This window comes from Sphingorhabdus sp. 109 (assembly GCF_902506555.1).
Lineage (GTDB): Bacteria > Pseudomonadota > Alphaproteobacteria > Sphingomonadales > Sphingomonadaceae > Parasphingorhabdus.
Genome location: NZ_LR732707.1, coordinates 3,099,267 through 3,120,390, shown reverse-complemented (window position 1 = coordinate 3,120,390; position 21,124 = coordinate 3,099,267). Strand labels below are relative to the sequence as shown.

The window sequence follows — 21,124 nt, the reverse complement described above, 5'->3', positions numbered from 1 at the left end:
CCTCGAGCCCTGCCAAAAAAGGATTAACGTCCCGTCAACCCAATGCCTGTATCGCGCAAGCCTAGAAGGGCGTGTTATCACCGCTCAGGCCAGGATGAAGAGTGAAATGGTAGACAATCTTTCTATCGCTTTGACGCATGGACTGTTGCTCATTGCCGCCTGGCGCCTGATGCACCGGGACGATCTCGACGTCGAACCGCCGCCGGAACGCGACAAGGAACCCATCGGTTTTGCGAAGCAGTTACGACCGAACGAATCGCAGCCCGATGCGTGATCTGTTTTTCGTCGGATATATTGTGGCGCTGCTCTTCATTGCCTTCAAGCGCCCGTTCCTGTTCACCCTGATTTACGCCTATGTCGATATCGTGGCTCCGCAGCGGCTGAGCTATTTCATGCTCAACTCCGTGCCCCTTTCGCTGATCCTCTTTGCCCTTGCGCTGTTCGGCTATATGTTCGCGGACAACAAGCAGGACAGTCGATTTTCCGTTCGGCAGGCGATGATGATCCTGCTGCTTGCCTATTGCGGCTATACCACGGTGCAGGCCGAAGTCCCCGAGGCCGCTCTGGAAAAATGGGACTGGGTGTGGAAGGCGCTGGTTTTCGCGATCTTCCTGCCGCTAACCCTCAAGACCCGGTTGCGTCTGGAAGCACTGGCCCTGTTCATGGTATTATGCGCCGGAACCCTGATCATTACCGGAGGGATAAAAACATTGCTGTCCGGCGGCGGCTACGGCGTGCTCGTTCTGCTGGTCGATAATAACAGCGGCCTTTACGAAGGGTCGATTATCTCGACAGTAGCCATTTGCATCATCCCGCTGATTCTCTGGCTCGCTCATTACGGCACGATTTTCCCGCCCGACTGGCGGGTGAAGCTATTTGCCTATGCACTGGTCTTTGCCGCTCTTCTCATTCCCATCGGGACACAGGCCCGGACGGGGCTGGTGTGCATCGGAGTGCTCGCCGTACTACAGCTGCGCTTCGTCCGCTACAGACTGCTCTACGCCGGCCTGGCGACGGCTATCGGCCTCATGTCGATTCCGTTTCTTCCGCAAAGTTTCACGGAGCGGATGGCGACGATAGAAAATTACGAAGCCGACCAGTCTGCCTCCACTCGCCTCGCGGTCTGGCGATGGACCCTCGATTATGTCAAACAGCACCCCTTCGGTGGCGGTTTCGACGTCTACCGGATCAACAAATTGACCTACGAATTATCGGAAGTGGATGTCGAGCAATATGAGCAGTGGGACATCGATCCGGACGATGTCGAAGCCAGACTGGTCGAGGACGAGGCCCGCGCCTTTCACAGCAGTTATTTCGAGATGCTGGGCGAACAGGGCTATCCGGGCCTGATCCTTTGGCTGATCATCCATGTTGGCGGTTTGTGGCGCATGGAAATATTGCGTCGGAAATTTACGCGATCGAAAAAAGAAGGCGAGCAATGGGTCGCTCCCCTCGCCACCGCATTGCAGCACGGCCATATAATCTACCTCGTGGGTGCATTGTTTGTCGGCATCGCCTATCAGCCCTTTGTCTATATGCTGGTAGCACTGCAAATCGGTCTCGACACTTATATGACACGCCGGTCAAATGAAGCGAAATGGCTACCGGTCGCGAAACGCGTGACCGGCAATGTCCGGCCCAAGATTCTGCCAAACCCTTAAGAAAACCTACAAAATGAGTGACCCCACCCGAGCCGCGCAATAGAAGCAGAAAATGATGATACACGCATCCGTTTCCATAGAAACCTGGCCGGTCGCCGGTGCCTTCGTCATCAGCCGGGGTGCAAAGACCCATGTTGACGTCGTGCACTGCGAACTGTCGGATGGTCGGTTCACCGGCAGATCCGAAGCAACTCCGATCTATTATGAAGGCGAAAGCGCCGACAAATGTGCAACTGAAATTTCACAATTTGTCTTAGAGCATCCGAATCTCGATCGGGCAGTCCTGCTACAGAATATGGCTCGCGGTGCCGCCCGCAATGCCATCGATTGCGCGCTCTGGGACCTGGAATGCCGGCAAACAGACAAGCCCCTCTGGCAGCTCGCTGGCTTGCCTAAACCGGCTCCGCTGACCACCGCCTTCACGATTTCGCTTGGCGAACCAGCCTTCATGGAAGCAGAGGCCCGGAAAGCCGCCGCAAAGGGTCATGGGCTGCTGAAACTGAAATTGTCCGGTCGGGACGACCATGCGCGCGTTGCCGCCGTCCACCGCGGAGCACCCGCGGCCCGTTTGATCGTGGATGCCAATGAAAGCTGGAACGATCTCGACATTGCAGCCGAAGCCACACGGCTGGCGCAATATGCCGTCGAATTGATCGAACAGCCGGTCAGTGCCGGACGGGATCATTTGCTCGGCGGGATACGGTCACCCATCCCGCTTTGCGCCGACGAAAGCTGCCATAGCAGCGCCGACATAGAACGGATTGCTCCCTTTTATGATGCGGTGAACATCAAGCTCGACAAGGCGGGCGGATTGACCGAAGCGATGGCGATCGCCCATGCGGCGCAGGCGACGGGCCTGAAAATCATGGTCGGCTGCATGCTGTCCACATCACTGGGGATAAGACCAGCCTTCGCGCTGGCACAGCTTGCGCACTGGGTCGATCTCGATGGCCCGCTACTGCTCGCCAGGGACCGGCCCGGTGGATTTCGCTTCGACAACGGGATCATATCTCCCGCCGGCTGGACGGGCTAGATAGCGTCGAGCTGTTCGATCACCGGAGCAGCCGCCATGCACGGCGCAAGCTTGGGACCACTAGCGCGGAAATGGTCCGATTTTCCGTGCGCATCGAGAGCGGCCTGATCAACATAGCGCTCAAGCACTTTATATTGCTGCGGGTTTTCCTTGCTCTGGAAGACCGAATAGAATTCATTGCCCGGCTCGTTGGCGCGAACTGCCGCCATGAGTTCGGAAAAAGCGGCTTCGAAATCGGCATTCTTGCCCTCGGCCACGGTCAATGTCGCGATAATGCCTACTGCTGCCATGATAGTCTCTCCCTGATAAGAATGGGCCGGCGATTTCCCGCCGGCCCGTTGTGTTCTGATTTCTAGAAAATTTCAAAAAGGCCGGCTGCGCCCTGTCCGCCGCCGATGCACATGGTTACCACGGCATATTTCGCGCCGCGACGCTTGCCTTCGATCAAAGCGTGACCGGTACAACGCGCGCCGGTCATGCCATAGGGGTGGCCGATCGAGATCGAGCCGCCATTGACGTTGAGAAGTTCGTCGGGAATGCCGAGCTTCTGCTGGCAATAAAGCACTTGCACAGCAAAGGCTTCATTGAGTTCCCAGAGGCCGATATCGTCCATTTTCAGACCAAAGCGTTCGAGCAATTTGGGAATTGCGAACACCGGACCGATGCCCATTTCATCAGGCTTGGTACCGGCAACCGCCATGCCGACATAGCGGCCCAGCGGATTGAGACCGGCTTTTTCGGCTGCCTTTGCTTCCATAACAACGCTGGCTGCCGACCCGTCGGAAAGCTGCGAAGCGTTGCCGGCGGTGACGATCTTGTCCGGTCCGAGAACGGGCTGCAGCTTCTGCAGGCCTTCGAGTGTGGTTGACGGACGATTGCCTTCATCCTTGTTGATCGTGACCTCGACATGGGAAATCTCTTTGGTTTCCTTGTCCTGGACACCCATTGTGGTGGTCACTTCGATGATTTCGTCGTCGAAACGACCGGCTTCCTGAGCCGCTGCGGTGCGCATCTGCGACTGCAGGGCATATTCATCGCAGGCTTCGCGACTGATACCATAGCGCTCGCCAACCACTTCAGCCGTCTGCAGCATCGGCATATAGATATCATCATGCATCTTCAGCAATTCGCGATCTGGCTGAACCCGCATTTCCGGGGTCTGGACGGTCGAGATAGAATCCTGTCCGCCGCCGACAACGATGTCCATCATGTCCAGCGTCACCTGTTTGGATGCCGTGGCAATCGCCATCAGACCCGAAGAACATTGCCGGTCGATCGTCATGCCGGGCACTTCGATCGGGAAACCGGCGCGCAGGGCAACCTGACGGGCCAGATTGCCGCCCTGCGAACCTTGTTGCAACGCGCTGCCCCAGACGACATCGTCGATAGTCGCGGGATCAATGCCTGCTCTTTCGACGGCGGCCTTGGCAGAATAATGGCCGAGGGTGGCGCCTGTGGTGGTGTTGAAAGCGCCTTTATAAGCGCGCCCGATAGGGGTACGGGCGGTGGAAACGATGACTGCGTCACGCATTTGGCAATTCCTTTATAGTTTAGATCGGAGTCGAATTTTGAGCGCATTGTCCCCGTTAATCGGCCAATTAACAAGGAATTTCTTCAGCCCGGCGCTGCCGTTACGGAACGCTAGTCGTTGGTGACCGTCACGGGGAAGCCCCCCTCGGGGTAGGGCAGAATCATCTCTCCATCGGGCGCAGCGGTAAAGGTGGTTTGTGTTGGATAAGCAAATTCAAGCCCCTCTTCGTTGAAGCGTTGCAGGATGGCCAGGCCAATGCGATGCCGTCCTTCAAACACCACTTCATATTCGCTGCTCATAATATCGAAATCGAGCTGGAAATCGATCGAGCTGTCGCCAAATCCGATGAAACCCGAGCGGATGAAATTCGCATCGTGGGCTTCGACAATTTCTTTCAACAAACCGGGAATACGACGGGCGTCGTCGGGCTTCGTCTGGTAAATGACCCCGATGCCGAACCGGGTGCGCCGCCGTGCCAGACGGGTCAGATTGGTTATTTCCATGTCGAGAAGATTGGTGTTCGATATAATCACCTCTTCCCCCATGATCGAGCGCAAGCGCGTGCTTTTCAGACCGATTTTTTCGATCGTTCCCGTCGTCGTGCCATAGGTGATCGTATCACCGGCGCGGAACGGCTTGTCGAAGATGATCGACAGCGCGGCGAAGAGATCGGAGAAAATCCCCTGCGCCGCAAGACCGATGGCGATACCGCCGACCCCGAGACCGGCAATCAGGCCTGTGACATTGATCCCGAGATTGTCGAGGATCATGATCGCTGCGATCGCAAACAGCACGAACGTCACCAATATGCGGATCAGGGTCATGGCGCTGTGCAGCGTCTCGTGCTGGTCAGGATCCTGCGAGGTCCGGCGGAGGATCAGGCCCAGGATGATTTCACGGAGCCAGATTGCTGCCTGGATCACTATGGCAATGGTGAATAGCCCCTGCACGATGCGGTCGACGCTGGTCGGTGCATTGGCAAAGCTGACAACGAGCTGGGCGGAAACCATCAGCATGAATATCTTGCTGGTCCGGGCGATCGCCTTGACGATGATGGTGCGATATCCGGTCAGGCCGTCATTGTTACGCACGTAACGGGCGGCGAAACGCTTGATCGCACCGAGCAGAAAGAAAATCGCGGTGCCTATGGCAAGCGCGATGATAAGTTCCACATAATTGTCGGCCAGCCAGTTGGAAGAATCGGTGATCAAGCTTTGAAAAGCAGCCCCGATATGCGGGACGGTCGGGAGTAGAGCGGGTTCTGTTGTAATGGCCATAATCTTTCAGCTAGGAAGAAACAGTACCAATGACAAGCGGTGCGGTTCCATAAGGTCGGCAAAAACAGCCCGCTTCCTATTTTGTTGCCCCGATAAGAAACTCTACATTGCCCTTGGGACCAGTGATCGGGCTTTCGGTAATTCCGAGAATGTCCCAGCCCGACGCAATCAGCCAGTCCCTCACTTTATCGCAGGTCGCCAGCCGGACCGCTTCGTCCCGAACGACGCCACCCTTGCCGACATCCTGACGCTCTGCCTCGAATTGCGGTTTTATCAGCGCCATCAGAATCGCCTTATCGCCGGCAAATTCGAGCGGTCGCTCGAGCACTTTGACCAGTGAAATAAAACTCGCATCGCACACGATGATATCGACTGTTTCCGGAATATGCTGATCGGTGAGAACGCGGGCGCTGGTTTGCTCGTGGACCACGACCCGGTCATCCTGCCGCAACTTCCAGGCAAGCTGGTTGGTGCCGCTGTCCACAGCATAGACCTTTGCCGCTCCACCGGTGAGCAGAACGTCGGTAAAACCACCGGTGCTGCTGCCGACATCCATCGCGGTCATCCCGGACACATCAATGTCAAAATGCCGCAGTGCGTGATCCAGCTTGATGCCGCCCCGCGAAACCCACGGATGGTCCTTGCCTTTGACTATAATCGCCGCATCACCGGCTATCTTTTGTCCCGACTTGTCGATTTTCTTGCCATTCACCGTCACCAGACCGGCCATGATATAAGCTTGCGCCCTGGCCCGGCTTTCGGCGAGGCCGCGATCCGTCAATATCTGGTCGACGCGCTGCTTGGCGGCTTTGGGATTGGACTGGCTCATGGGAAATCAGGACTAGCCTAGCGTCATGCTTTTGGCCATATTCCTTTGTCATGAGAATCATTTCATCCCCGCTTAGTTTTTCAATCGCTGTGCTGACACTGGCGGCCTGTTCTTCCGCACCGCCGGAACCAGCACCGGCGCCAGAGCCGGTGAAGCCTGTCTCAAACCCTGCGGCGCCCCAGCCTCCGGCGCAGCCTCAGGGCAAATGGACAGACTGGCCAATCACCACGGGCGACTGGGTCTATCGGAAAGACGAGCGCGGATCACTGGCATTATTCGGGGCAACCGACGAGCCTGCGACCGTGATGATCCGTTGCGATCGACCGCGCGGGCAAATATTCCTGTCCCGCGCTGGAGCAGTGGGCAATGGTGCCAAAATGGTGTTGCGCGCGAGCGCCGGCCTGCAATCCTATCCCGCCAAGAGTAGCGGGGGAACGCCGCCTTATGCTGCAATATCGATATCGCCCGGCGATATCATGCTGGACCGCATCGCCTATAGCCGTGGGCGCTTTGCCATAGAAACCACGGGTCTCAAGTCTATCGCAGTCCCGGCATGGCCGCAATTCAGTCGTGTTGTCGAGGATTGTCGCCGCTGAACGGCTCGGCGTCAGGCCGGAACGCGCAATTGTGACAGCAAAATAAATTAATTCAAGACTTGTTCGGAAACCGGCGTTGATTCACATTTACAGCGTCGAACAGCGGAGAAGTTTCAATGCAACAGTTCGTATTTCATTCACAAGCGAAAGGAGGTGGTCCGATGTCTCATGGTTCAGCACAGGGGTCGGAAAAATCCGTTCGGGGGGCCAATCTGATCTAGCGGTCAGGCAACCCGGCAGCGGCACTTCCTACCGCTGACCCATGTTCAGAGGCTGTTGGTCCGAAGGGATCGGCAGCCTCTTTTCATTGCCCGTTATCCGCTCTCTCGAGATATTCCTCGCGGATCATGAAGTCGCGGACCCCGATCCGCACTTCCCGCAGAAACTGGACGAGAGCCATGGAAAGCAGACTGATCGCAACGACAAAGGCACTCGCGATCGCCAGCGACAGATCAATCCCGGTTAGCTCCATGACAAACAATATGCCGATCAGCGCGCAGGCCGTGATCGCGCTGACAACGCTCAGGAAAATGGCGCTGTTGACGACCCTGAGCCGCACCTGCAGATCGCCCAGTTCGGCAACGACAAGCTGGTGCTCTTTCCCGGCTGTCGACTTGAACAGTTCCTGCAGATCGCGCGACCGGTCGATGATCCGCGCCAGACGGCCGGCAAACAGGTTCAGCATGGCTCCGATACCAACCAGCAAGAATGCAGGAGCCAGAGCGGTTTGAAGCACCGTTACGATATTGGCATTGGCGATTTCGGAAATTCCGTTCATCTTTTCATCCGTATCCGCAAGGTCAGCCCCCCTATAGGCGTTTCGTCCCACAATGTCAGGGCGAAACGCCCGGCATCTGCCCGTGCACGGTCGAGTACAGCCTCCGGCACATCCGCACTTGCAAAAATCTGGTCGGCCTGCCCCAGCCAGCGCGCCTGGCGCAGGGTAAGATCATCGGGATCGATACTTGCCAATTCCAGATCGATGACTTGCGAGCGCGCCTCGCCATGCGGCTGGTCCAGCCATGCTTCCAATTCTTCCAGATCATGCTCGACCAGCGCGTCAAGTCGACCGCCCGGATCGAGAACGGCGTCTATCGCCTTGCGTCGCGCGCTGGCCTCCGGCCACCTTTGCTGGATCCGTTCCCGCTGCGCCAGCAAGCCATTTGCCAGAGTCCCCAGACTGGCCGGTAGCAGTTGCTCCAGCCGTTGCCGCAGCGCCTTGGCCAGTCCCGCCGATGCACCGCCCGTGCCTAGCGCCAACAGCACCGGATCACGATCGATGATCGCCGGCGTGGTATAATCGCAAAGCGCCGACCGGTCGACCGCGTTGACCAGCAAACCTCTGGCTTTCAGACGCGCTACTGCTGCGATCGCTTCGTCATCATCTTCCAGTGCAACCACCGCGAGCACCAGCCCGTCGGCATTTTCATCGTCGGTGATCGTCGCGCCGGCGCGTTGATAGAGACGCCGTTTTGCATCGGCCATTTCCCCGCTACCGAGGAGAAGGATCTTGCGACCCTCTAAATTGACGAAAATAGGCAACTGGTTCATCGCATTCACCTATGTAAGCCGATCCGCCGTTAGCGGATGCGGGGTTCATTTCAGCCAGTCGGGCACGTGCTCCGCTGCCATGATGGTCGCCGGTTCGATCCGCTCGGCGACCACGGCATAGCGGTTGCCATCAACCAAAACTTCCGGCACCAGCGGCCGGCTGTTATAAGTATTGGCCATGGTTGCACCATAAGCACCAGCCGTCCGGAATATTCCGAGATCGCCGGTTTCGACGCGATCTACCGTGCGTTCCTTGGCAAAAATATCACTGCTTTCGCAAATCGGCCCGACGATCGATGCCACCATCGTTTCACCGCGGGGCTCCACCGCTGCAAAATCATGCCAGGCGTCATAGATCGCAGGCCGCATCAGATCATTCATCGCTGCGTCAACAATGACAAAATCGCTATCCACACCCGGTTTTATCCGGATGACCCTGGTGATCATGATGCCGCTGTTCCCGGCAATCACCCGGCCCGGCTCGAACATCAGGGTGACATCCCAATGCCGGGTAACCCGCGCGACCATGGCGCCATATTCCGCCGGGCTCGGCGGATTGTCTTCCGGCTTGTAAGGCACGCCCAAGCCACCGCCTAAGTCGACATGGGAGATGGTGTGACCGGCAGCCCGCAACTGCTCAACCAGTTCGCCTATTCTGGTATAGCATTTTTCTAGCGGGTCGAGGCTCTGCAACTGGCTGCCGATATGCACGGCAACACCGCGCAGGTTCAGCCCTTCGAGCCTGGACAGACGCGCGTAGATATCCGGCGCGACGTCGATCCCGACTCCGAATTTATTCTCTTTCTTGCCGGTCGAGATCTTAGCATGGGTGCCGGCATCGACATCGGGGTTCACGCGCAGCGTTGCCGAGGCCTTCTCCCCGCGGGCAGCCGCGATTTCCGCGAGCATCACGCCTTCCTCTTCCGATTCCAGATTGAATTGGCCAATGCCCTTGTCCAAGCCCAGAGTCAGCTCTTCGCGGCTCTTTCCAACACCGGAGAAAACGATATCCTCTGCCTTCATGCCAGCGGCCAGCGCCCGCTGCATTTCCCCGCCGGACACCACGTCCCCGCCATAGCCCTGATTGGCAAGAATACGAAGGACGGCAAGATTGGGGTTGGCTTTCACGGCAAAAGCGAGATGGATTTTGCCCGCGTCTTTCAACCCTTCACGAAACACGCGCGCGTGCCGTTCAAGCGTTGCACGCGAATAGACATAGACAGGGGTGCCGACTTCCTCGGCAATTTTCGGCAACGGAATATCTTCCGCGTGCACAACGCCATTCTTGAGCTGAAAATGGTCCAATTGATAATACTTTCAAATATTGGGGGGAAAGTTAGCCAGGTGGCGGCAGATCGAATTCGTCATCCTGCCGTTTTTCCGACCGCCGTAACAATTCGTCGCTCCGTTCCGGCATCGCCTGGCTCGATGGTACCAGCAGGTCCTCGCCGCTGGGCGTTTCCATTTCACCATAGACCGGAGGAGGCAGGGTTTCGCCCTTGGCCGGTTGCAATGCGCCGCGATTACCGCAGGCAGTCAGAATCACGGCCGCTCCCGCCAGCAACAGAATCGAACGAATTTTGCTCATTTCAGCTCTCCGGGCCCAGTGTTTCTCTGGCCTTTGCAACCTGCAGCCTTACTTGATCCGGCGCCGTGCCACCATAGCTGGATCGGCTGGCCACGGAAGCATCAACGCTCAGCACGTTGAAAACGCCTGCATGGATCCGGTCGTCGATGGCCTGAAATTGCTCGAGCGAAAGATCGGCGAGGCCGCAGCCTTGCTCTTCTGCCAGCGAAACCACGGCACCGGTAACATGATGCGCTTCGCGAAACGGCAATTTGGCTTCGCGGACCAGCCAGTCGGCAAAATCGGTTGCAGTCGAGAAGCCGGATTCGGCCAGAGCACGCATCCGGCTCCCGCTGAATTCCACTTCGGCGACCATTCCCGTCATCGCGGCGATCGACAGGCCGAGCAAATCATGCGCTTCAAACACCGGTGGCTTGTCGTCCTGCATATCTTTCGAATAAGCAAGCGGCAGACCCTTCATCGTGATCACTAGCGCATTCATCGCACCGGCAATCCGTCCACAATGGCCGCGAACCAGTTCGGCCGCATCGGGATTGCGTTTCTGCGGCATGATCGAGGAGCCGGTCGAAAAACTGTCCGGCAGTTTGACGAAACCGAACGGCTGGCTCGCCCAGATGACGAATTCTTCCGCCAGCCGAGATAGGTGCAGGCTGCACTGGGTTGCCGCCATCAGATAATCGAGTGCGAAATCCCGGTCGGACACCGAATCGAGGCTGTTGCCGGTCGGATGATCGAAAGCCAGCATCGCCGCCGTTTTCTCGCGATCAATCGGGAAGCCGGTTCCCGCCAGCGCTGCCGCCCCAAGCGGCGATTCATTCATCCGCTTCCGCGCATCGGCAAACCGGGAACGGTCCCGCCGGATCATTTCGTAATAGGCCATCATATGATGGCCAAGACTGACCGGCTGGGCCGATTGCAAATGGGTGAAGCCGGGCATGATCATGTCCGCATGTTCTTCGGCGCGATCCACCAGAGCCTTTTGCAGACTTCCCAGCGCGTCATCGACCATATCCATGGCTTCGCGGACCCAAAGGCGGAAATCGGTCGCGACCTGATCGTTGCGGGAACGCGCCGTGTGCAGCCGGCCCGCCACCGGACCGATAATTTCCGCCAGCCGCGCTTCCACGTGCATATGAATATCTTCGAGATCGAGATTCTCGGGCACCCCGTCTTTTTCATATTCCTGAGCAATCTGGTTCAGGCCGTTGATGATCTGGGTCGCGTCATCGGCTTCGACGATGCCTTGTTCCGCCAGCATCGCAACATGCGCCAGACTTGCGCGGATATCGTGCCGCCATAATTTCTTGTCGAACGGGATGGACGCGTTTATCTCGCGCATGATTGAGGAAGGGCCATCGGCAAACCTGCCACCCCACATGATATTGGAATTTTTTGTGCCTTTTGTGATGCGAACCGTCCTGTTCATGCTTTTGCTGATTAACTTAGCGGCCTGCGATAGAGAATCGAACGGACCGGGGCAAGAATTTGCTGACAGCAAAAGCGGGGAATCAGGCGAGCCTGGCGAAAGCGGCAAGACTATGGTCGGGAAGCTGGATATCTCCCGGCGGGGTACAGCCATGATCGACACCCCTTTTCAGGCTCCCGACGGAAGCACCGTGCAACTGAGCGACTTCATCGGCCAACCGTTGCTGGTAAACATCTGGGCGACCTGGTGCGGACCGTGCATAGTGGAGATGCCCATGCTGGACAATCTGGCGGCTCGCGAAAAATCGCGGCTCAAGCTACTGGTGGTGTCGCAAGACATTCAGGGCAGGGAAAAGGTCCTCCCGTTTTTCGAAGACCGGAATTTTACGGAGCTTGAACCCTATATCGATCCGGAAAATGGCCTGAGTTTCGGTTTTGGCTCTGGCGTCATGCCGACCACCGTTCTCTACGACGCGCAAGGCAAGGAAGTCTGGCGAGTCATTGGGGCAATGGATTGGGATGGCGCCAAGGCCGCCGCCTTGCTGGAAGAAACTCTGGCGGAAAACTGATTGCTCGCCCCCGCAAGCGCTATTTGGTGAACCAGCGAATCAAGGCGTTGGCGGCACCTGCAACGTAGAACTGATTGTATTTACACCGAACGCCGTTATTCTTCGACACCACTGCCTAAAGGAGAACCTAATGAAGCCTCGCAAAACCCATATGATACTGCCCGCAATCGCCGGACTGGCGCTACTGTCAGCCTGTAGCCAGAATGCGGACACGGGTCCGGTGTCCGACACTTCCGACGTTGAGCTTGCCAATGGCCTTACCGTGAAGGAACAGATCGAGACGCGACAAGCGCAACTCAAGAAAATAGGCAAGGCCTTCAAAACCATCAGCGATCAGTTGCGGGCGAGCAGCCCTGATCTTGCACAGATTCAGGCCGCCGCTGCAGCCGTACCGACGGAAGCAGCGAACATGATTGATTGGTTTCCCGAAGGAACCGGGCCCGACTCGGGCGTGGAAACGGAAGCGCTTCCGATCATCTGGGAAGATAAGGATGATTTCGACAGCAAGGTAGTGGCGATGCAGGACGCAGCCGCGAAACTGGAAACGGCCGCACAGGGTGGCGATGTCGAGGCAGTGGCCGCCGCTTTCAAGACAACGGGTGGCACGTGTAAAGCCTGCCACGACAAATATCGGTTGGACGACTAGCCCGCGATGACAGTGGATATGCCGCGCATTCTGGTCTGGGATGTGGCCATCCGGCTTGTCCACTGGCTGATGGTGATTCTCGTGCCCCTGCTCTGGTGGACCGCGGAAGAGGGCCATATGGACTGGCACAGAAGTCTGGGCCTGACCATGTTCGCTCTGGTCCTCTTTCGTCTGATTTGGGGGCTGGTCGGAACTTGGACAGCACGCTTCTTGCCTATGATTCGCAGGCTGGGGTCGCTAAAATCTTATCTCGCGCATTTGCGGACCCGGAAATATAACCCAAGCTTTGGCCACAGCCCGCTTGCTGTGCTCGGCGTCTTTGCGCTGCTGACGGCCCTCGCCACCCAGATCGCGACCGGATTGTTCGCCGTAGATGTCGATGGACTTGAATCGGGGCCCCTCGCCATTCTGATATCCTTCGATACCGGAAGGCAGCTGGCGGAAATCCACGAGTTCAATTTCAATCTGCTGGCGATTCTGATCGGACTTCATATCTCTGCGGTTGCGGTCTATCATTTTCTGTTCAAAGCAACTCTCGTTGGACCGATGATCACCGGCTACCGGTTGCGCGCTGACTTTCCAGAGCAGACGTTACCGGAAAACCGGCCGCGGCTTGTGCCAGCGATCGTTGCAGTTGCGCTGACGCTAGGCTTCGTTGTCGCAATATTGAACTTTTGATAACGTGAATCGCACGAGCGAACCATCACCGGCTTCTATCGGGATGATGGTGGGCGATGACGGGCTCGAACCGCCGACATCTTCGGTGTAAACGAAGCGCTCTACCAACTGAGCTAATCGCCCCCATGACAGGATGCCTATCAGCATCGTCGAGGTCAGGCGAGCGCCATTGCCAAATCCCGACGCCTTTGGCAAGCCCAATTGCAGGGCTTGGCAAACAAGATGCTCCGGAACAGATTTTCCATGCCGGCTTGCCATGATCATTTCGTCATTAACCAGAACCCTAGCTGACTCCGCGATTCGCAAGTTATACATCCTTATCCACAGCATATAACTTATATATATCAGTGTGTTAAAAAGATTTTTAGCAAAATCCACGGCTTGCCGCTGTCAATCGTTATATTTCATTTTTTTTACAGGAGCGCCCTTGATCGACTCATGCAGAGGGGCTTACTAAGAAGGCTCGGCTGATGGCTGCAATCGCCATATCAAAGCCTAATTGGAAAATAGAGATCATCGTTGAAAACGCGTTTTCAGCAACGCACATTTGTGCTCGATTGATTCCCATGGCTGGGGAAATTGAAGGCTGCTGAATTCTGGATCTGCGGTCAAGTATCGGCGTCGGGATCGCGCGCCAAACGGGGATGTTGTCGGGGGATGCTAGTGAGTAAGAATATAGAAGGCCGGGATAGCGGACTGTCGGTTGACGCCGCTGTTGCGGATGAGACTGTGATTTCTGGTGATCTGGAAGCCAGCTGGCGCAAGATATGCAGCGGTTTGCGCCGCGATCTGGGCGCGCAGATTTTCGGCCAGTGGATCAAGCCGATCACGCTCGCTCTGTTTGATTCGGGTAACGGATCGTTGCATTTGGAACTCCCTTCGGAATTTGCGGCCACCTGGGTGCGGGACCGCTATGCCGAGCGGTTGCTGCTGGCATGGAAAGCCCATCATCCGGCGGTCACCGATCTGGTGTTCCAGGCACAGTCAGGCTCTGCAAAAATCGCCCGCGTCTCCCCGCTCAATGGCACTGCGGCACCGGCGAGCCGCAAGGCTGTTTCCGAAAGCAAGTTCCGGTTGGACCTCGACCCGCGGATGACCTTCGACCAGTTTATCGCCGGTCACTCGAATATTCTCGCGCTTAACGCCGCTCAACGCACAGCCGCTGCCGAAAAACCGCTGTTCAGTCCGCTCTATCTCCAGTCCTCCACCGGTCAGGGCAAGACTCATCTGATGCACGCCATCGGCCATGCATTTCGCGAAGAATTCCCCTCTTCGACGATCATCTATATGTCCGCCGAACGGTTCATGATCGAATTTGTTTCCGCGATGCGCCGCAACGAGGGCATGGAATTCAAGGCATCGCTGCGCGAAGCGGATCTGCTGATGATCGATGACATCCAGTTCATCGTCGGCAAGAATTCGACGCAGGAAGAATTTCTCCACACGGTCGATTCGCTTATCAGTCAGGGCAAGCGGGTGGTGGTTGCCGCAGACCGTCCGCCGCAGGCGCTCGATGGCGTCGACCAGCGCCTCTTGTCGCGGCTGTCCATGGGGTTGGTCGCGGACATCCAGTCTGCCGGCCTCGAACTGCGGCGCGACATTCTCGAGCATCGTCTCGCGAGCATGCCGCACCAGAATGTATCGGAAGAGGTCGTCGATTTTCTTGCCCGTACAATCAGCCGCAATCTGCGCGAACTGGAAGGCGGACTCAACAAGTTGCTCGCTTATGCACAGCTGACCGGACGCGAGATCACCCGCGAACTGGCCGAAGAGCAATTGTCGGACATATTGAGCGCCTGCCGCCGCCGGATCACGATTGACGAAATTCAGCGCACGGTTTGCGAATATTACCGGCTTGACCGCAACGAAATGTCATCCAAGCGCCGCGCCCGCGCGGTGGCCCGGCCGCGCCAGGTTGCAATGTATCTGGCCAAGGTGATGACACCGCGCAGCTATCCGGAAATCGGACGCAAATTCGGCGGCCGCGACCACAGCACGGTCATCCATGCTGTGAAGCTGGTCGAGCAATTGCGCGGCGAAGACAGCGAAATGGACAATGATGTCCGGATGCTGCTCCGCCAGCTTGAAAGCTGAACGGCTTTCAAGCCAGCCGGCAGCCGGTCTATTCTTTTTCGGGGGCGATGGATATCCGGACCCGCTCGCCGCTGTTGCCCGGGAAATCGGTAAACATGGCTTCGACCAGATTGGGCACCAGATAGGTCAGATTTTTTGACCGCGACAAGGCCTCGGCCTTGCCTTCGAACAGACGTTCGCCATTGGCAGCACGGTCAATTTTCATGTCCAGCTCGCTGGTATAGACGGTGAAACTGCGGACGCCATTATAGCCGGAAAAACCGTAGCCGCCGTAAAGGAACGGATCGTGGAATCCATAGCGATAACCAGGACGTCTGTAATATCCGCTGAAACGGGCAGAAGGATAGAACGGGTCGGGATCGGCAACGACTTTCTCGCGCCCCTTGTCAATTTCATAGTCCATGCTGACGATCAGCTCTGCCGCAGCAGGATCATCGCTGCGCTGGTATCCGAGTTCGAGCATCTTCTGCTCGACCAGCATCGCATATTGGCCAAACTCCAGGCCACCCGACAGATCGGGATCAGCGGCAACCACGGCGAAACTCTGGCCCGTCGTGTCGGGAAGCGCGACAAAACGCTGGACATCCGCACGAAACGGCGTTGCGCAAGCGGCCAGCGACAATAGTGCGACCGGTGCCAGCATAGAGAAGCGCCTGCGATTGCAGACATGTTTCGTGAAATTAGTCATGTTTCTTCCTTCAAATTACCCACCATAATGGTGCGCAAGATAGAGAGGCCGGGCTGAACCGGCTTTGAACAGCGACAGATTGACGCCCTGCACCGACTTGGCCCCTTTCGGACCAACAGCACAAGAGAAAACAGGATTTTTAGTCGATCACGAGATCGACATACCGACTATGTGCGATTCGAAGTGTAGTGATCGCCCAAAAGAAAACCCGCCACAATCGGGCGGGTTATTCTGTCTAGACTGATCGGGCTATTTAGAGCGCCGCGACCCGCTTTGTCAGCCGGCTGAATTTCCGCGAAGCCGTGTTCTTGTGATACAGGCCCTTGGAAACACCGCGCGCCAGTTCCGGCTGTACGGCTTTAAGGGCTGCTGCTGCCACGTCCTTGTCGCCGGCCTCAACCGCAACGTCTACGGCCTTGATCTTGGTGCGGATCTGGCTCAGGCGATTCTTGTTGATCGCGGTGCGGCGCGTGTTGCGACGGATACGTTTTTTTGCTTGCGGCGTATTAGCCATGAAAAACCCTCAAAATCTGAAATTAAATGCCGGTACTTGTCGGACAGCTTCCGGCTCAAGAGCGCGGCCAATAGCGTGACAGCTGATTCTCGTCAATAGCTTAGTGAATGGCTTATTTCTGACAATGCGAACAGTAAAAGGTAGACCGTCCGCTGTCGACTCGCCGCAACACTGGCCCACCACATTCACAGGCTTCGCCTTCGCGGCCATAGACCCGCCAATCTTTGGAAAAATATCCCAGTTCTCCGTCCGGTTGCACGAAATCCCGCAGGGATGATCCGCCGGCCGCTATGGCCGCGATCAGAACCTGCTTGATCGCGGCAACCAGCCGTTCGTAACGCGGCTTTGATATCGCGGCGCCCTTTCGGCCTGGAGATATGCCCGCCATATGCAGAGCCTCGCACACATAAATATTGCCGAGTCCCGCAACGGTGCGCTGGTCCAGCAATATCTGTTTGATCGGGGCTTTGCGATCCTTGGTTGCCGCTTTCAGATAGCCACCTGTGAAATCGTCACCGAGAGGCTCCGGCCCCATCGCGACAAATGGCCTGTAATGGCCCAGATTCTCACGGCGAACTATATCCAACGCCCCGAATCGGCGCGGATCGTTGAGCGTCAACCGGCGCCCTGATTGTGTTTCGACCAGGAGATGGTCGTGTTTTTCTATTTCTTCGGGATCAATCCTCCAGCGGCCTGACATGCCGAGATGAAAGATCATCACATCACCGCGATCGGTTTCGATCAACCCGTATTTCGCCCGCCGGCCGAGCGAGGTTACCACCGCACCGGTCATCCTCTGCCGTAAATCCACCGGGATCGGCCAGCGCAGATCCGCGCGGCGCGGCTCGACCATCGTCAGACGCTGCCCCTCTAGCACCGGCCGCAAACCGGCGACGGTCGTTTCCACTTCCGGCAACTCGGGCATGGCATTCCTTTTCTGTTACGGTCCGAAGGGCAGCTATAGAGTGATTGCAGTGCTGCCAAGGCTCGTCTACTCGGGATTTCATAGAATAATCAGCACGGATAAAAAATGGCCATCGAAAGCAAAACCGTCTCATTCGGCTATGAAGAGGTCGAAGAGAACGAGAAAGTCGGCAAGGTTGGCGCCGTTTTCTCCAGCGTTGCATCCAAATATGATGTGATGAACGACGCTATGAGCGCGGGAACCCATCGCCTGTGGAAAGACCGCTTCGTTCGCCGCGTCAAGCCGCGGGCAGGCGAAACGATTCTCGACATGGCCGGCGGCACCGGCGATATTGCCTTTCGTATGGTTGATAGCGGCGCCGACATCACGGTTGCCGATATCAATGCGGAAATGCTGGCCGAGGGGATCGAACGAGCGCTCGACAAGGACGAGACGCGCCTGGTCTGGAGTCAGCAGAATGCCGAAGACCTGAACTTCCCCGATGCCCATTTCGATGCCTATACGATCGTCTTCGGCATCCGGAACGTCACCCATATCGACAAGGCTTTGGCAGAAGCCCATCGCGTGCTCAAATATGGCGGGCGTTTCTATTGCATGGAATTTTCGCAGACCAGATGGCCCGGCTTTGACAAGGTCTACCATAGCTATTCCCACCATATTCTGCCGAAAGTCGGGAAGCTTTTGGCAAATGATGAAGCCAGCTATCGCTATCTTGCCGAATCGATCGCCAAATTCCCGCCGATGGAAGAATTCCGCGCCATGATTCATGCAGCCGGATTCAGCCAGACCAAAGTAGAGCCGATGATGGGCGGGCTGGTCGCCATTCATAGCGGCTGGAAAGTCTGAGCGCACAGCAGCAATGACCAGTTCCCGCACCCATATATTCCGTCTCCTCAAATGGGGTCGCACGCTCGCCAAACATGGCGCACTCCGCGATCTTGAAAAGCACAAGGCAACGCCGCCGCAGGTCCGGCGCCTGTTTCGCATCGCCCGGATCGGTACGATTCAGCCGAAGGAGCCCAATTATTCAGCAGCCCTGCAAGCCATTGGCCCGGCCGCGATCAAGCTCGGCCAGACGCTGGCGACCCGGCCTGACATAATCGGCGAAGCGGCGGCCCGCGATTTGCTGCAACTGCAGGACAGTCTGCCGCCGGTTCCCTTCGACTCGATTCGCGACGAGATCGAGTTCAGCCTCGGCAAGCCACTGGACGAACTATACAGTCACATCGATCCCGATCCGGTGGGCGCCGCATCAATCGCCCAAGTGCACCGCGCAACCACGCTTGATGGCAAGGATGTTGCCGTCAAAGTATTGCGCCCCGGCATCATCAAGAAATTTTCCCGGGATATCGAAACCTACGAATGGGCTGCGGCACATCTCGAGGCTCTGGGCGGGGAGGCCGCCCGCCTGCGTCCGCAACTGGTTATCGCCAATTTCAGGCGCTGGACCATGCGCGAACTGGACCTGCGCCGCGAAGCCGCCAGCGCCTCGGAACTGGCCGAACATATGGCTCAGGTGGATCAATTTGAGATTCCGGCTATCGACTGGGACCGGACTTCGGGCCGGGTATTGACGCTGGACTGGGTTGACGGGGTTAAAATCTCGAACCGCGAAGCTCTGGTAGCGGCGGGCCATGATCTGGATGCAATCGCCAGCCGTCTTGTCCACACATTCCTGAAGCAGGCAATCGAGGCCGGCTATTTTCATGCCGACATGCATCAGGGCAATCTGTTCGTGAAGGCAGACGGAACGATTGTTGCCATCGATTTCGGCATCATGGGACGTATCAACAAAAAAGCCCGTTTCTGGCTGGCGGAAATCCTCTACGGCCTGACCACCGGCAATTACAAACGCGTTGCGGAAATCCATTTCGAAGCGCAATATGTTCCGGATCACCACAGCATGGAGGATTTCGCCACAGCCCTGCGCGCGGTCGGCGAGCCGATGCGCGGCAAACCGGTCAGCGAACTGTCGGTCGGCGATATGCTGGACGGGCTGTTCGCCATCACCCGCGATTTCGATATGGAAACCCAGCCGCATCTGTTGCTGCTGCAAAAGACGATGGTGATGGTCGAGGGCATCGCCACCGACCTCAATCCGACGATCAACATGTGGGATGCCAGCGGCCCCTACGTGAAGGAATGGATCCGCGGCGAACTGGGACCTGAGGCCGCGATCGCCGACCGGATTAATGCGGATGTCGACACGCTGTTGATGCTTCCCGATATCGTTCGTCGGTTAGATGCCCAACTCCCCCGCCAGGGCGGTGCGCCACCACCACCGCCTGTGGCTGATGTCGAATTGATCTGGGAAAAACGGAAAAGAGGCGGAAGCGGAGAATTCTGGCGTTATGCCCTGACGACGGTTGTTGCTGCCGCTGCCGGAGCCGGTGCAGTTTGGCTTTACACTAACGTCTGATTTCACGCCGGTGGTGGCGTGGCCTTGGCGTTCCGCAGCTTGTCTCTCAGATAAAAACAGCCGCCGATTATACCGCTCAGCAGGGCAAGCGCGGCCCACCAGAATTCGAGCAGCAGCTTGGCCATTCTAGTCCAGAAACCCACCTTTTGTTCAGCCTCTGCCCGCTTTTTGGCCCGTTCAGCTCTGGCAATCTCCCGGGCCTCGCTTTGCGAGACGGTAACATTGACCCTGATCAGATCGCTCGGATAGCGGTTAAGAATCGTTCCGTCGGTTGCAAGAACAGTGATTTCGGCGGACAAGGGATGAGTGCCTTCCCTTTTCGGAGTGACATCCCAAGCCCACACTTTGCGCCGCGAACGGCCCATCTCGAGATCGACCGGAATATCCGGATCTATGTCGAACGCGCGTCCGGTCAATCTCGCGCGCATCTTCGCGCCAATTTCAATGCCTGCAGTTGCGGCCATGCCCTGGTCACCCGCCAGCGATTTAATGCGCAACTCTTCTTCCTCCGGCCCGATCGCCAGACGCACTTCGCTAGCTTGTCCTTTCACCATGTCGCGCGGCGGATCAAATGCCGCAATCCCCTGATCAAGATCCGCAATCTGATCGCGATAATCCTCGCAGAGTCCGGCCGGAACGCGTTTACGAACATCACCGCACCAGATGGTCTGCACAGGCGAAACGTCGACCGACTGCCCGGCAGCATTGCGGATCGGATCTTCTTCCGCCGCTTCACTAACGCCGGTCCTCTCTTCGGCTACGGCATCTGCAGCAGCCTCAGCCGCATCTTCGAAAGCGTCAGCGGCAGCCTCGTCGCTTGCCTCATCCATTGCATCTACAACAGCATCCCCGGCATCCAGAGAGTCTTCCACCGATTCACTGACCGTGACATCGTCTTGCCGATCCGTCCTGTCGGCAGCGCCGGAACATGCCGCAAAAACCAGCATCGGGGCGATAGCGATCGTCGTTATCAGTGATCTGGAATCCATGTCCCGCCTCCCGTTGGCAATTTGGAATGCGACCCGCTGTTTTCGTTGTCGGTCAGATATCAAAGGCTGCCGCGATAATCAAATGTGTTGCATGGCGATCAACCAAAATGC

Annotated in this window: 24 protein-coding genes and 1 tRNA gene; 11 read left to right on the top strand and 14 right to left on the bottom strand. The window is 57.2% G+C overall.

Annotated elements, in window-relative coordinates:
- Window positions 1-106 precede the first annotated feature (106 nt).
- Genes BOSE62_RS14800 through dgcA form a run of 3 tightly spaced genes read left to right on the top strand, consistent with a single transcriptional unit; the run spans window position 107 to window position 2,694 of the window.
- Window positions 107-274 (top strand): hypothetical protein, encoded by a 168-nt coding sequence (locus BOSE62_RS14800; protein ID WP_201295687.1) that lies wholly within the window; start codon window positions 107-109, stop codon window positions 272-274.
- Complete coding sequence (locus BOSE62_RS14795) at window positions 267-1,661, top strand: putative O-glycosylation ligase, exosortase A system-associated (RefSeq protein ID WP_159647507.1); 1,395 nt, start codon at window positions 267-269, stop codon at window positions 1,659-1,661. Before BOSE62_RS14800 ends, BOSE62_RS14795 begins: the two co-directional genes overlap by 8 nt.
- A gap of 55 nt (window positions 1,662-1,716) precedes the next feature.
- Complete coding sequence (dgcA, locus tag BOSE62_RS14790) at window positions 1,717-2,694, top strand: N-acetyl-D-Glu racemase DgcA (RefSeq protein ID WP_159648074.1); 978 nt, start codon at window positions 1,717-1,719, stop codon at window positions 2,692-2,694.
- On the opposite strand, the gene BOSE62_RS14785 is transcribed toward dgcA, so the two are convergent.
- The 4 genes from BOSE62_RS14785 to BOSE62_RS14770 all read right to left on the bottom strand — a co-directional run bounded on the left by BOSE62_RS14785 (window position 2,691) and on the right by BOSE62_RS14770 (window position 6,331).
- The gene (locus BOSE62_RS14785) at window positions 2,691-2,984 is read right to left on the bottom strand and encodes a putative quinol monooxygenase (protein ID WP_159647505.1); all 294 of its coding nucleotides are present in this window, start codon (window positions 2,982-2,984) and stop codon (window positions 2,691-2,693) included. The genes dgcA and BOSE62_RS14785 overlap by 4 nt on opposite strands.
- 62 nt (window positions 2,985-3,046) lie before the next feature.
- The gene (locus BOSE62_RS14780) at window positions 3,047-4,225 is read right to left on the bottom strand and encodes an acetyl-CoA C-acyltransferase (protein WP_159647503.1); all 1,179 of its coding nucleotides are present in this window, start codon (window positions 4,223-4,225) and stop codon (window positions 3,047-3,049) included.
- 110 nt (window positions 4,226-4,335) lie between these two features.
- The gene (locus BOSE62_RS14775; RefSeq protein ID WP_159647501.1) at window positions 4,336-5,502 is read right to left on the bottom strand and encodes a mechanosensitive ion channel family protein; all 1,167 of its coding nucleotides are present in this window, start codon (window positions 5,500-5,502) and stop codon (window positions 4,336-4,338) included.
- A gap of 76 nt (window positions 5,503-5,578) precedes the next feature.
- Window positions 5,579-6,331, bottom strand: coding sequence for a TlyA family RNA methyltransferase (locus BOSE62_RS14770; protein WP_159647499.1), 753 nt, complete (start codon window positions 6,329-6,331; stop codon window positions 5,579-5,581).
- Window positions 6,332-6,480: 149 nt separating this feature from the next.
- Between BOSE62_RS14770 and BOSE62_RS14765 the strand changes: the two genes are divergently transcribed.
- Window positions 6,481-6,927, top strand: a complete 447-nt coding sequence (locus BOSE62_RS14765) for a hypothetical protein (RefSeq protein WP_159647497.1) — start codon at window positions 6,481-6,483, stop codon at window positions 6,925-6,927.
- Between the two features lie 304 nt (window positions 6,928-7,231).
- Here BOSE62_RS14765 and BOSE62_RS14760 read toward each other — a convergent pair whose 3' ends face one another.
- The 5 genes from BOSE62_RS14760 to argH all read right to left on the bottom strand — a co-directional run bounded on the left by BOSE62_RS14760 (window position 7,232) and on the right by argH (window position 11,444).
- A complete protein-coding gene (locus BOSE62_RS14760; protein ID WP_159647495.1) occupies window positions 7,232-7,705 on the bottom strand; it encodes a DUF2721 domain-containing protein in 474 nt (157 codons plus the stop codon).
- A complete protein-coding gene (locus BOSE62_RS14755) occupies window positions 7,702-8,412 on the bottom strand; it encodes a precorrin-2 dehydrogenase/sirohydrochlorin ferrochelatase family protein (RefSeq protein ID WP_236554061.1) in 711 nt (236 codons plus the stop codon). Before BOSE62_RS14755 ends, BOSE62_RS14760 begins: the two co-directional genes overlap by 4 nt.
- A gap of 111 nt (window positions 8,413-8,523) precedes the next feature.
- Window positions 8,524-9,783 (bottom strand): diaminopimelate decarboxylase, encoded by a 1,260-nt coding sequence (gene lysA / locus BOSE62_RS14750; protein ID WP_159647491.1) that lies wholly within the window; start codon window positions 9,781-9,783, stop codon window positions 8,524-8,526.
- 31 nt (window positions 9,784-9,814) lie between these two features.
- Window positions 9,815-10,066, bottom strand: coding sequence for an LPS translocon maturation chaperone LptM (gene lptM / locus BOSE62_RS14745; protein ID WP_159647489.1), 252 nt, complete (start codon window positions 10,064-10,066; stop codon window positions 9,815-9,817).
- A gap of 1 nt (window position 10,067) precedes the next feature.
- Window positions 10,068-11,444, bottom strand: coding sequence for an argininosuccinate lyase (argH, locus tag BOSE62_RS14740; RefSeq protein ID WP_159648073.1), 1,377 nt, complete (start codon window positions 11,442-11,444; stop codon window positions 10,068-10,070).
- A gap of 199 nt (window positions 11,445-11,643) precedes the next feature.
- Here argH and BOSE62_RS14735 point away from each other — a divergent pair, with 199 nt between their 5' ends.
- The 3 genes from BOSE62_RS14735 to BOSE62_RS14725 all read left to right on the top strand — a co-directional run bounded on the left by BOSE62_RS14735 (window position 11,644) and on the right by BOSE62_RS14725 (window position 13,384).
- Complete coding sequence (locus BOSE62_RS14735) at window positions 11,644-12,060, top strand: TlpA family protein disulfide reductase (protein ID WP_236554059.1); 417 nt, start codon at window positions 11,644-11,646, stop codon at window positions 12,058-12,060.
- A gap of 130 nt (window positions 12,061-12,190) precedes the next feature.
- On the top strand, window positions 12,191-12,706 hold the full coding sequence (locus tag BOSE62_RS14730) for a c-type cytochrome (protein WP_159647485.1): 516 nt from the start codon (window positions 12,191-12,193) through the stop codon (window positions 12,704-12,706).
- An 18-nt stretch (window positions 12,707-12,724) separates the two neighbouring features.
- Entirely contained in the window at window positions 12,725-13,384 is a 660-nt protein-coding gene (locus BOSE62_RS14725) for a cytochrome b/b6 domain-containing protein (RefSeq protein ID WP_159647483.1), read from the top strand.
- 47 nt (window positions 13,385-13,431) lie between these two features.
- Here the strand turns inward: BOSE62_RS14725 and BOSE62_RS14720 are convergent.
- Window positions 13,432-13,507, bottom strand: a tRNA-Val gene (locus tag BOSE62_RS14720).
- 347 nt (window positions 13,508-13,854) lie between these two features.
- On the opposite strand from BOSE62_RS14720, the gene BOSE62_RS17555 reads away from it, so the two are divergent.
- Window positions 13,855-13,977, top strand: a complete 123-nt coding sequence (locus tag BOSE62_RS17555; RefSeq protein WP_268893913.1) for a hypothetical protein — start codon at window positions 13,855-13,857, stop codon at window positions 13,975-13,977.
- Window positions 13,978-14,041: 64 nt separating this feature from the next.
- Complete coding sequence (gene dnaA, locus BOSE62_RS14715) at window positions 14,042-15,478, top strand: chromosomal replication initiator protein DnaA (protein WP_159647481.1); 1,437 nt, start codon at window positions 14,042-14,044, stop codon at window positions 15,476-15,478.
- 28 nt (window positions 15,479-15,506) lie between these two features.
- Here the strand turns inward: dnaA and BOSE62_RS14710 are convergent, their stop codons facing one another.
- From BOSE62_RS14710 to mutM, 3 genes are all read right to left on the bottom strand, one after another.
- Window positions 15,507-16,166, bottom strand: a complete 660-nt coding sequence (locus tag BOSE62_RS14710; protein ID WP_159647479.1) for a DUF4136 domain-containing protein — start codon at window positions 16,164-16,166, stop codon at window positions 15,507-15,509.
- 253 nt (window positions 16,167-16,419) lie between these two features.
- A complete protein-coding gene (gene rpsT, locus BOSE62_RS14705; protein WP_159647477.1) occupies window positions 16,420-16,680 on the bottom strand; it encodes a 30S ribosomal protein S20 in 261 nt (86 codons plus the stop codon).
- A gap of 112 nt (window positions 16,681-16,792) precedes the next feature.
- Window positions 16,793-17,605: a bifunctional DNA-formamidopyrimidine glycosylase/DNA-(apurinic or apyrimidinic site) lyase gene (mutM, locus tag BOSE62_RS14700; protein WP_159647475.1), complete on the bottom strand. Its 813-nt coding sequence runs from the start codon at window positions 17,603-17,605 to the stop codon at window positions 16,793-16,795.
- A gap of 105 nt (window positions 17,606-17,710) precedes the next feature.
- On the opposite strand from mutM, the gene BOSE62_RS14695 reads away from it, so the two are divergent.
- Window positions 17,711-18,451, top strand: coding sequence for a class I SAM-dependent methyltransferase (locus BOSE62_RS14695; protein ID WP_159647473.1), 741 nt, complete (start codon window positions 17,711-17,713; stop codon window positions 18,449-18,451).
- 13 nt (window positions 18,452-18,464) lie between these two features.
- Complete coding sequence (gene ubiB / locus BOSE62_RS14690; protein WP_159647471.1) at window positions 18,465-20,024, top strand: 2-polyprenylphenol 6-hydroxylase; 1,560 nt, start codon at window positions 18,465-18,467, stop codon at window positions 20,022-20,024.
- A 2-nt stretch (window positions 20,025-20,026) separates the two neighbouring features.
- Here the strand turns inward: ubiB and BOSE62_RS14685 are convergent, their stop codons facing one another.
- On the bottom strand, window positions 20,027-21,013 hold the full coding sequence (locus BOSE62_RS14685) for a hypothetical protein (protein WP_159647469.1): 987 nt from the start codon (window positions 21,011-21,013) through the stop codon (window positions 20,027-20,029).
- Window positions 21,014-21,124: the final 111 nt, after the last annotated feature.

Coding starts and splice junctions, on each gene's coding strand:
- BOSE62_RS14730 (WP_159647485.1), top strand. CDS start 12,191: ATGAAGCCTCGCAAAACCCATATGATACTGCCCGCAATCGCCGGACTG.
- ubiB (WP_159647471.1), top strand. CDS start 18,465: ATGACCAGTTCCCGCACCCATATATTCCGTCTCCTCAAATGGGGTCGC.
- BOSE62_RS14755 (WP_236554061.1), bottom strand. CDS start 8,412: ATGGCCGATGCAAAACGGCGTCTCTATCAACGCGCCGGCGCGACGATC.
- lptM (WP_159647489.1), bottom strand. CDS start 10,066: ATGAGCAAAATTCGTTCGATTCTGTTGCTGGCGGGAGCGGCCGTGATT.
- BOSE62_RS14710 (WP_159647479.1), bottom strand. CDS start 16,166: ATGACTAATTTCACGAAACATGTCTGCAATCGCAGGCGCTTCTCTATG.
- BOSE62_RS17555 (WP_268893913.1), top strand. CDS start 13,855: ATGGCTGCAATCGCCATATCAAAGCCTAATTGGAAAATAGAGATCATC.
- BOSE62_RS14695 (WP_159647473.1), top strand. CDS start 17,711: ATGGCCATCGAAAGCAAAACCGTCTCATTCGGCTATGAAGAGGTCGAA.
- BOSE62_RS14795 (WP_159647507.1), top strand. CDS start 267: ATGCGTGATCTGTTTTTCGTCGGATATATTGTGGCGCTGCTCTTCATT.
- BOSE62_RS14770 (WP_159647499.1), bottom strand. CDS start 6,331: ATGAGCCAGTCCAATCCCAAAGCCGCCAAGCAGCGCGTCGACCAGATA.
- BOSE62_RS14735 (WP_236554059.1), top strand. CDS start 11,644: ATGATCGACACCCCTTTTCAGGCTCCCGACGGAAGCACCGTGCAACTG.
- BOSE62_RS14725 (WP_159647483.1), top strand. CDS start 12,725: ATGCCGCGCATTCTGGTCTGGGATGTGGCCATCCGGCTTGTCCACTGG.
- BOSE62_RS14760 (WP_159647495.1), bottom strand. CDS start 7,705: ATGAACGGAATTTCCGAAATCGCCAATGCCAATATCGTAACGGTGCTT.
- dnaA (WP_159647481.1), top strand. CDS start 14,042: ATGCTAGTGAGTAAGAATATAGAAGGCCGGGATAGCGGACTGTCGGTT.
- BOSE62_RS14685 (WP_159647469.1), bottom strand. CDS start 21,013: ATGGATTCCAGATCACTGATAACGACGATCGCTATCGCCCCGATGCTG.
- BOSE62_RS14775 (WP_159647501.1), bottom strand. CDS start 5,502: ATGGCCATTACAACAGAACCCGCTCTACTCCCGACCGTCCCGCATATC.
- BOSE62_RS14800 (WP_201295687.1), top strand. CDS start 107: ATGGTAGACAATCTTTCTATCGCTTTGACGCATGGACTGTTGCTCATT.
- rpsT (WP_159647477.1), bottom strand. CDS start 16,680: ATGGCTAATACGCCGCAAGCAAAAAAACGTATCCGTCGCAACACGCGC.
- BOSE62_RS14785 (WP_159647505.1), bottom strand. CDS start 2,984: ATGGCAGCAGTAGGCATTATCGCGACATTGACCGTGGCCGAGGGCAAG.
- BOSE62_RS14780 (WP_159647503.1), bottom strand. CDS start 4,225: ATGCGTGACGCAGTCATCGTTTCCACCGCCCGTACCCCTATCGGGCGC.
- mutM (WP_159647475.1), bottom strand. CDS start 17,605: ATGCCCGAGTTGCCGGAAGTGGAAACGACCGTCGCCGGTTTGCGGCCG.
- dgcA (WP_159648074.1), top strand. CDS start 1,717: ATGATACACGCATCCGTTTCCATAGAAACCTGGCCGGTCGCCGGTGCC.
- argH (WP_159648073.1), bottom strand. CDS start 11,444: ATGTGGGGTGGCAGGTTTGCCGATGGCCCTTCCTCAATCATGCGCGAG.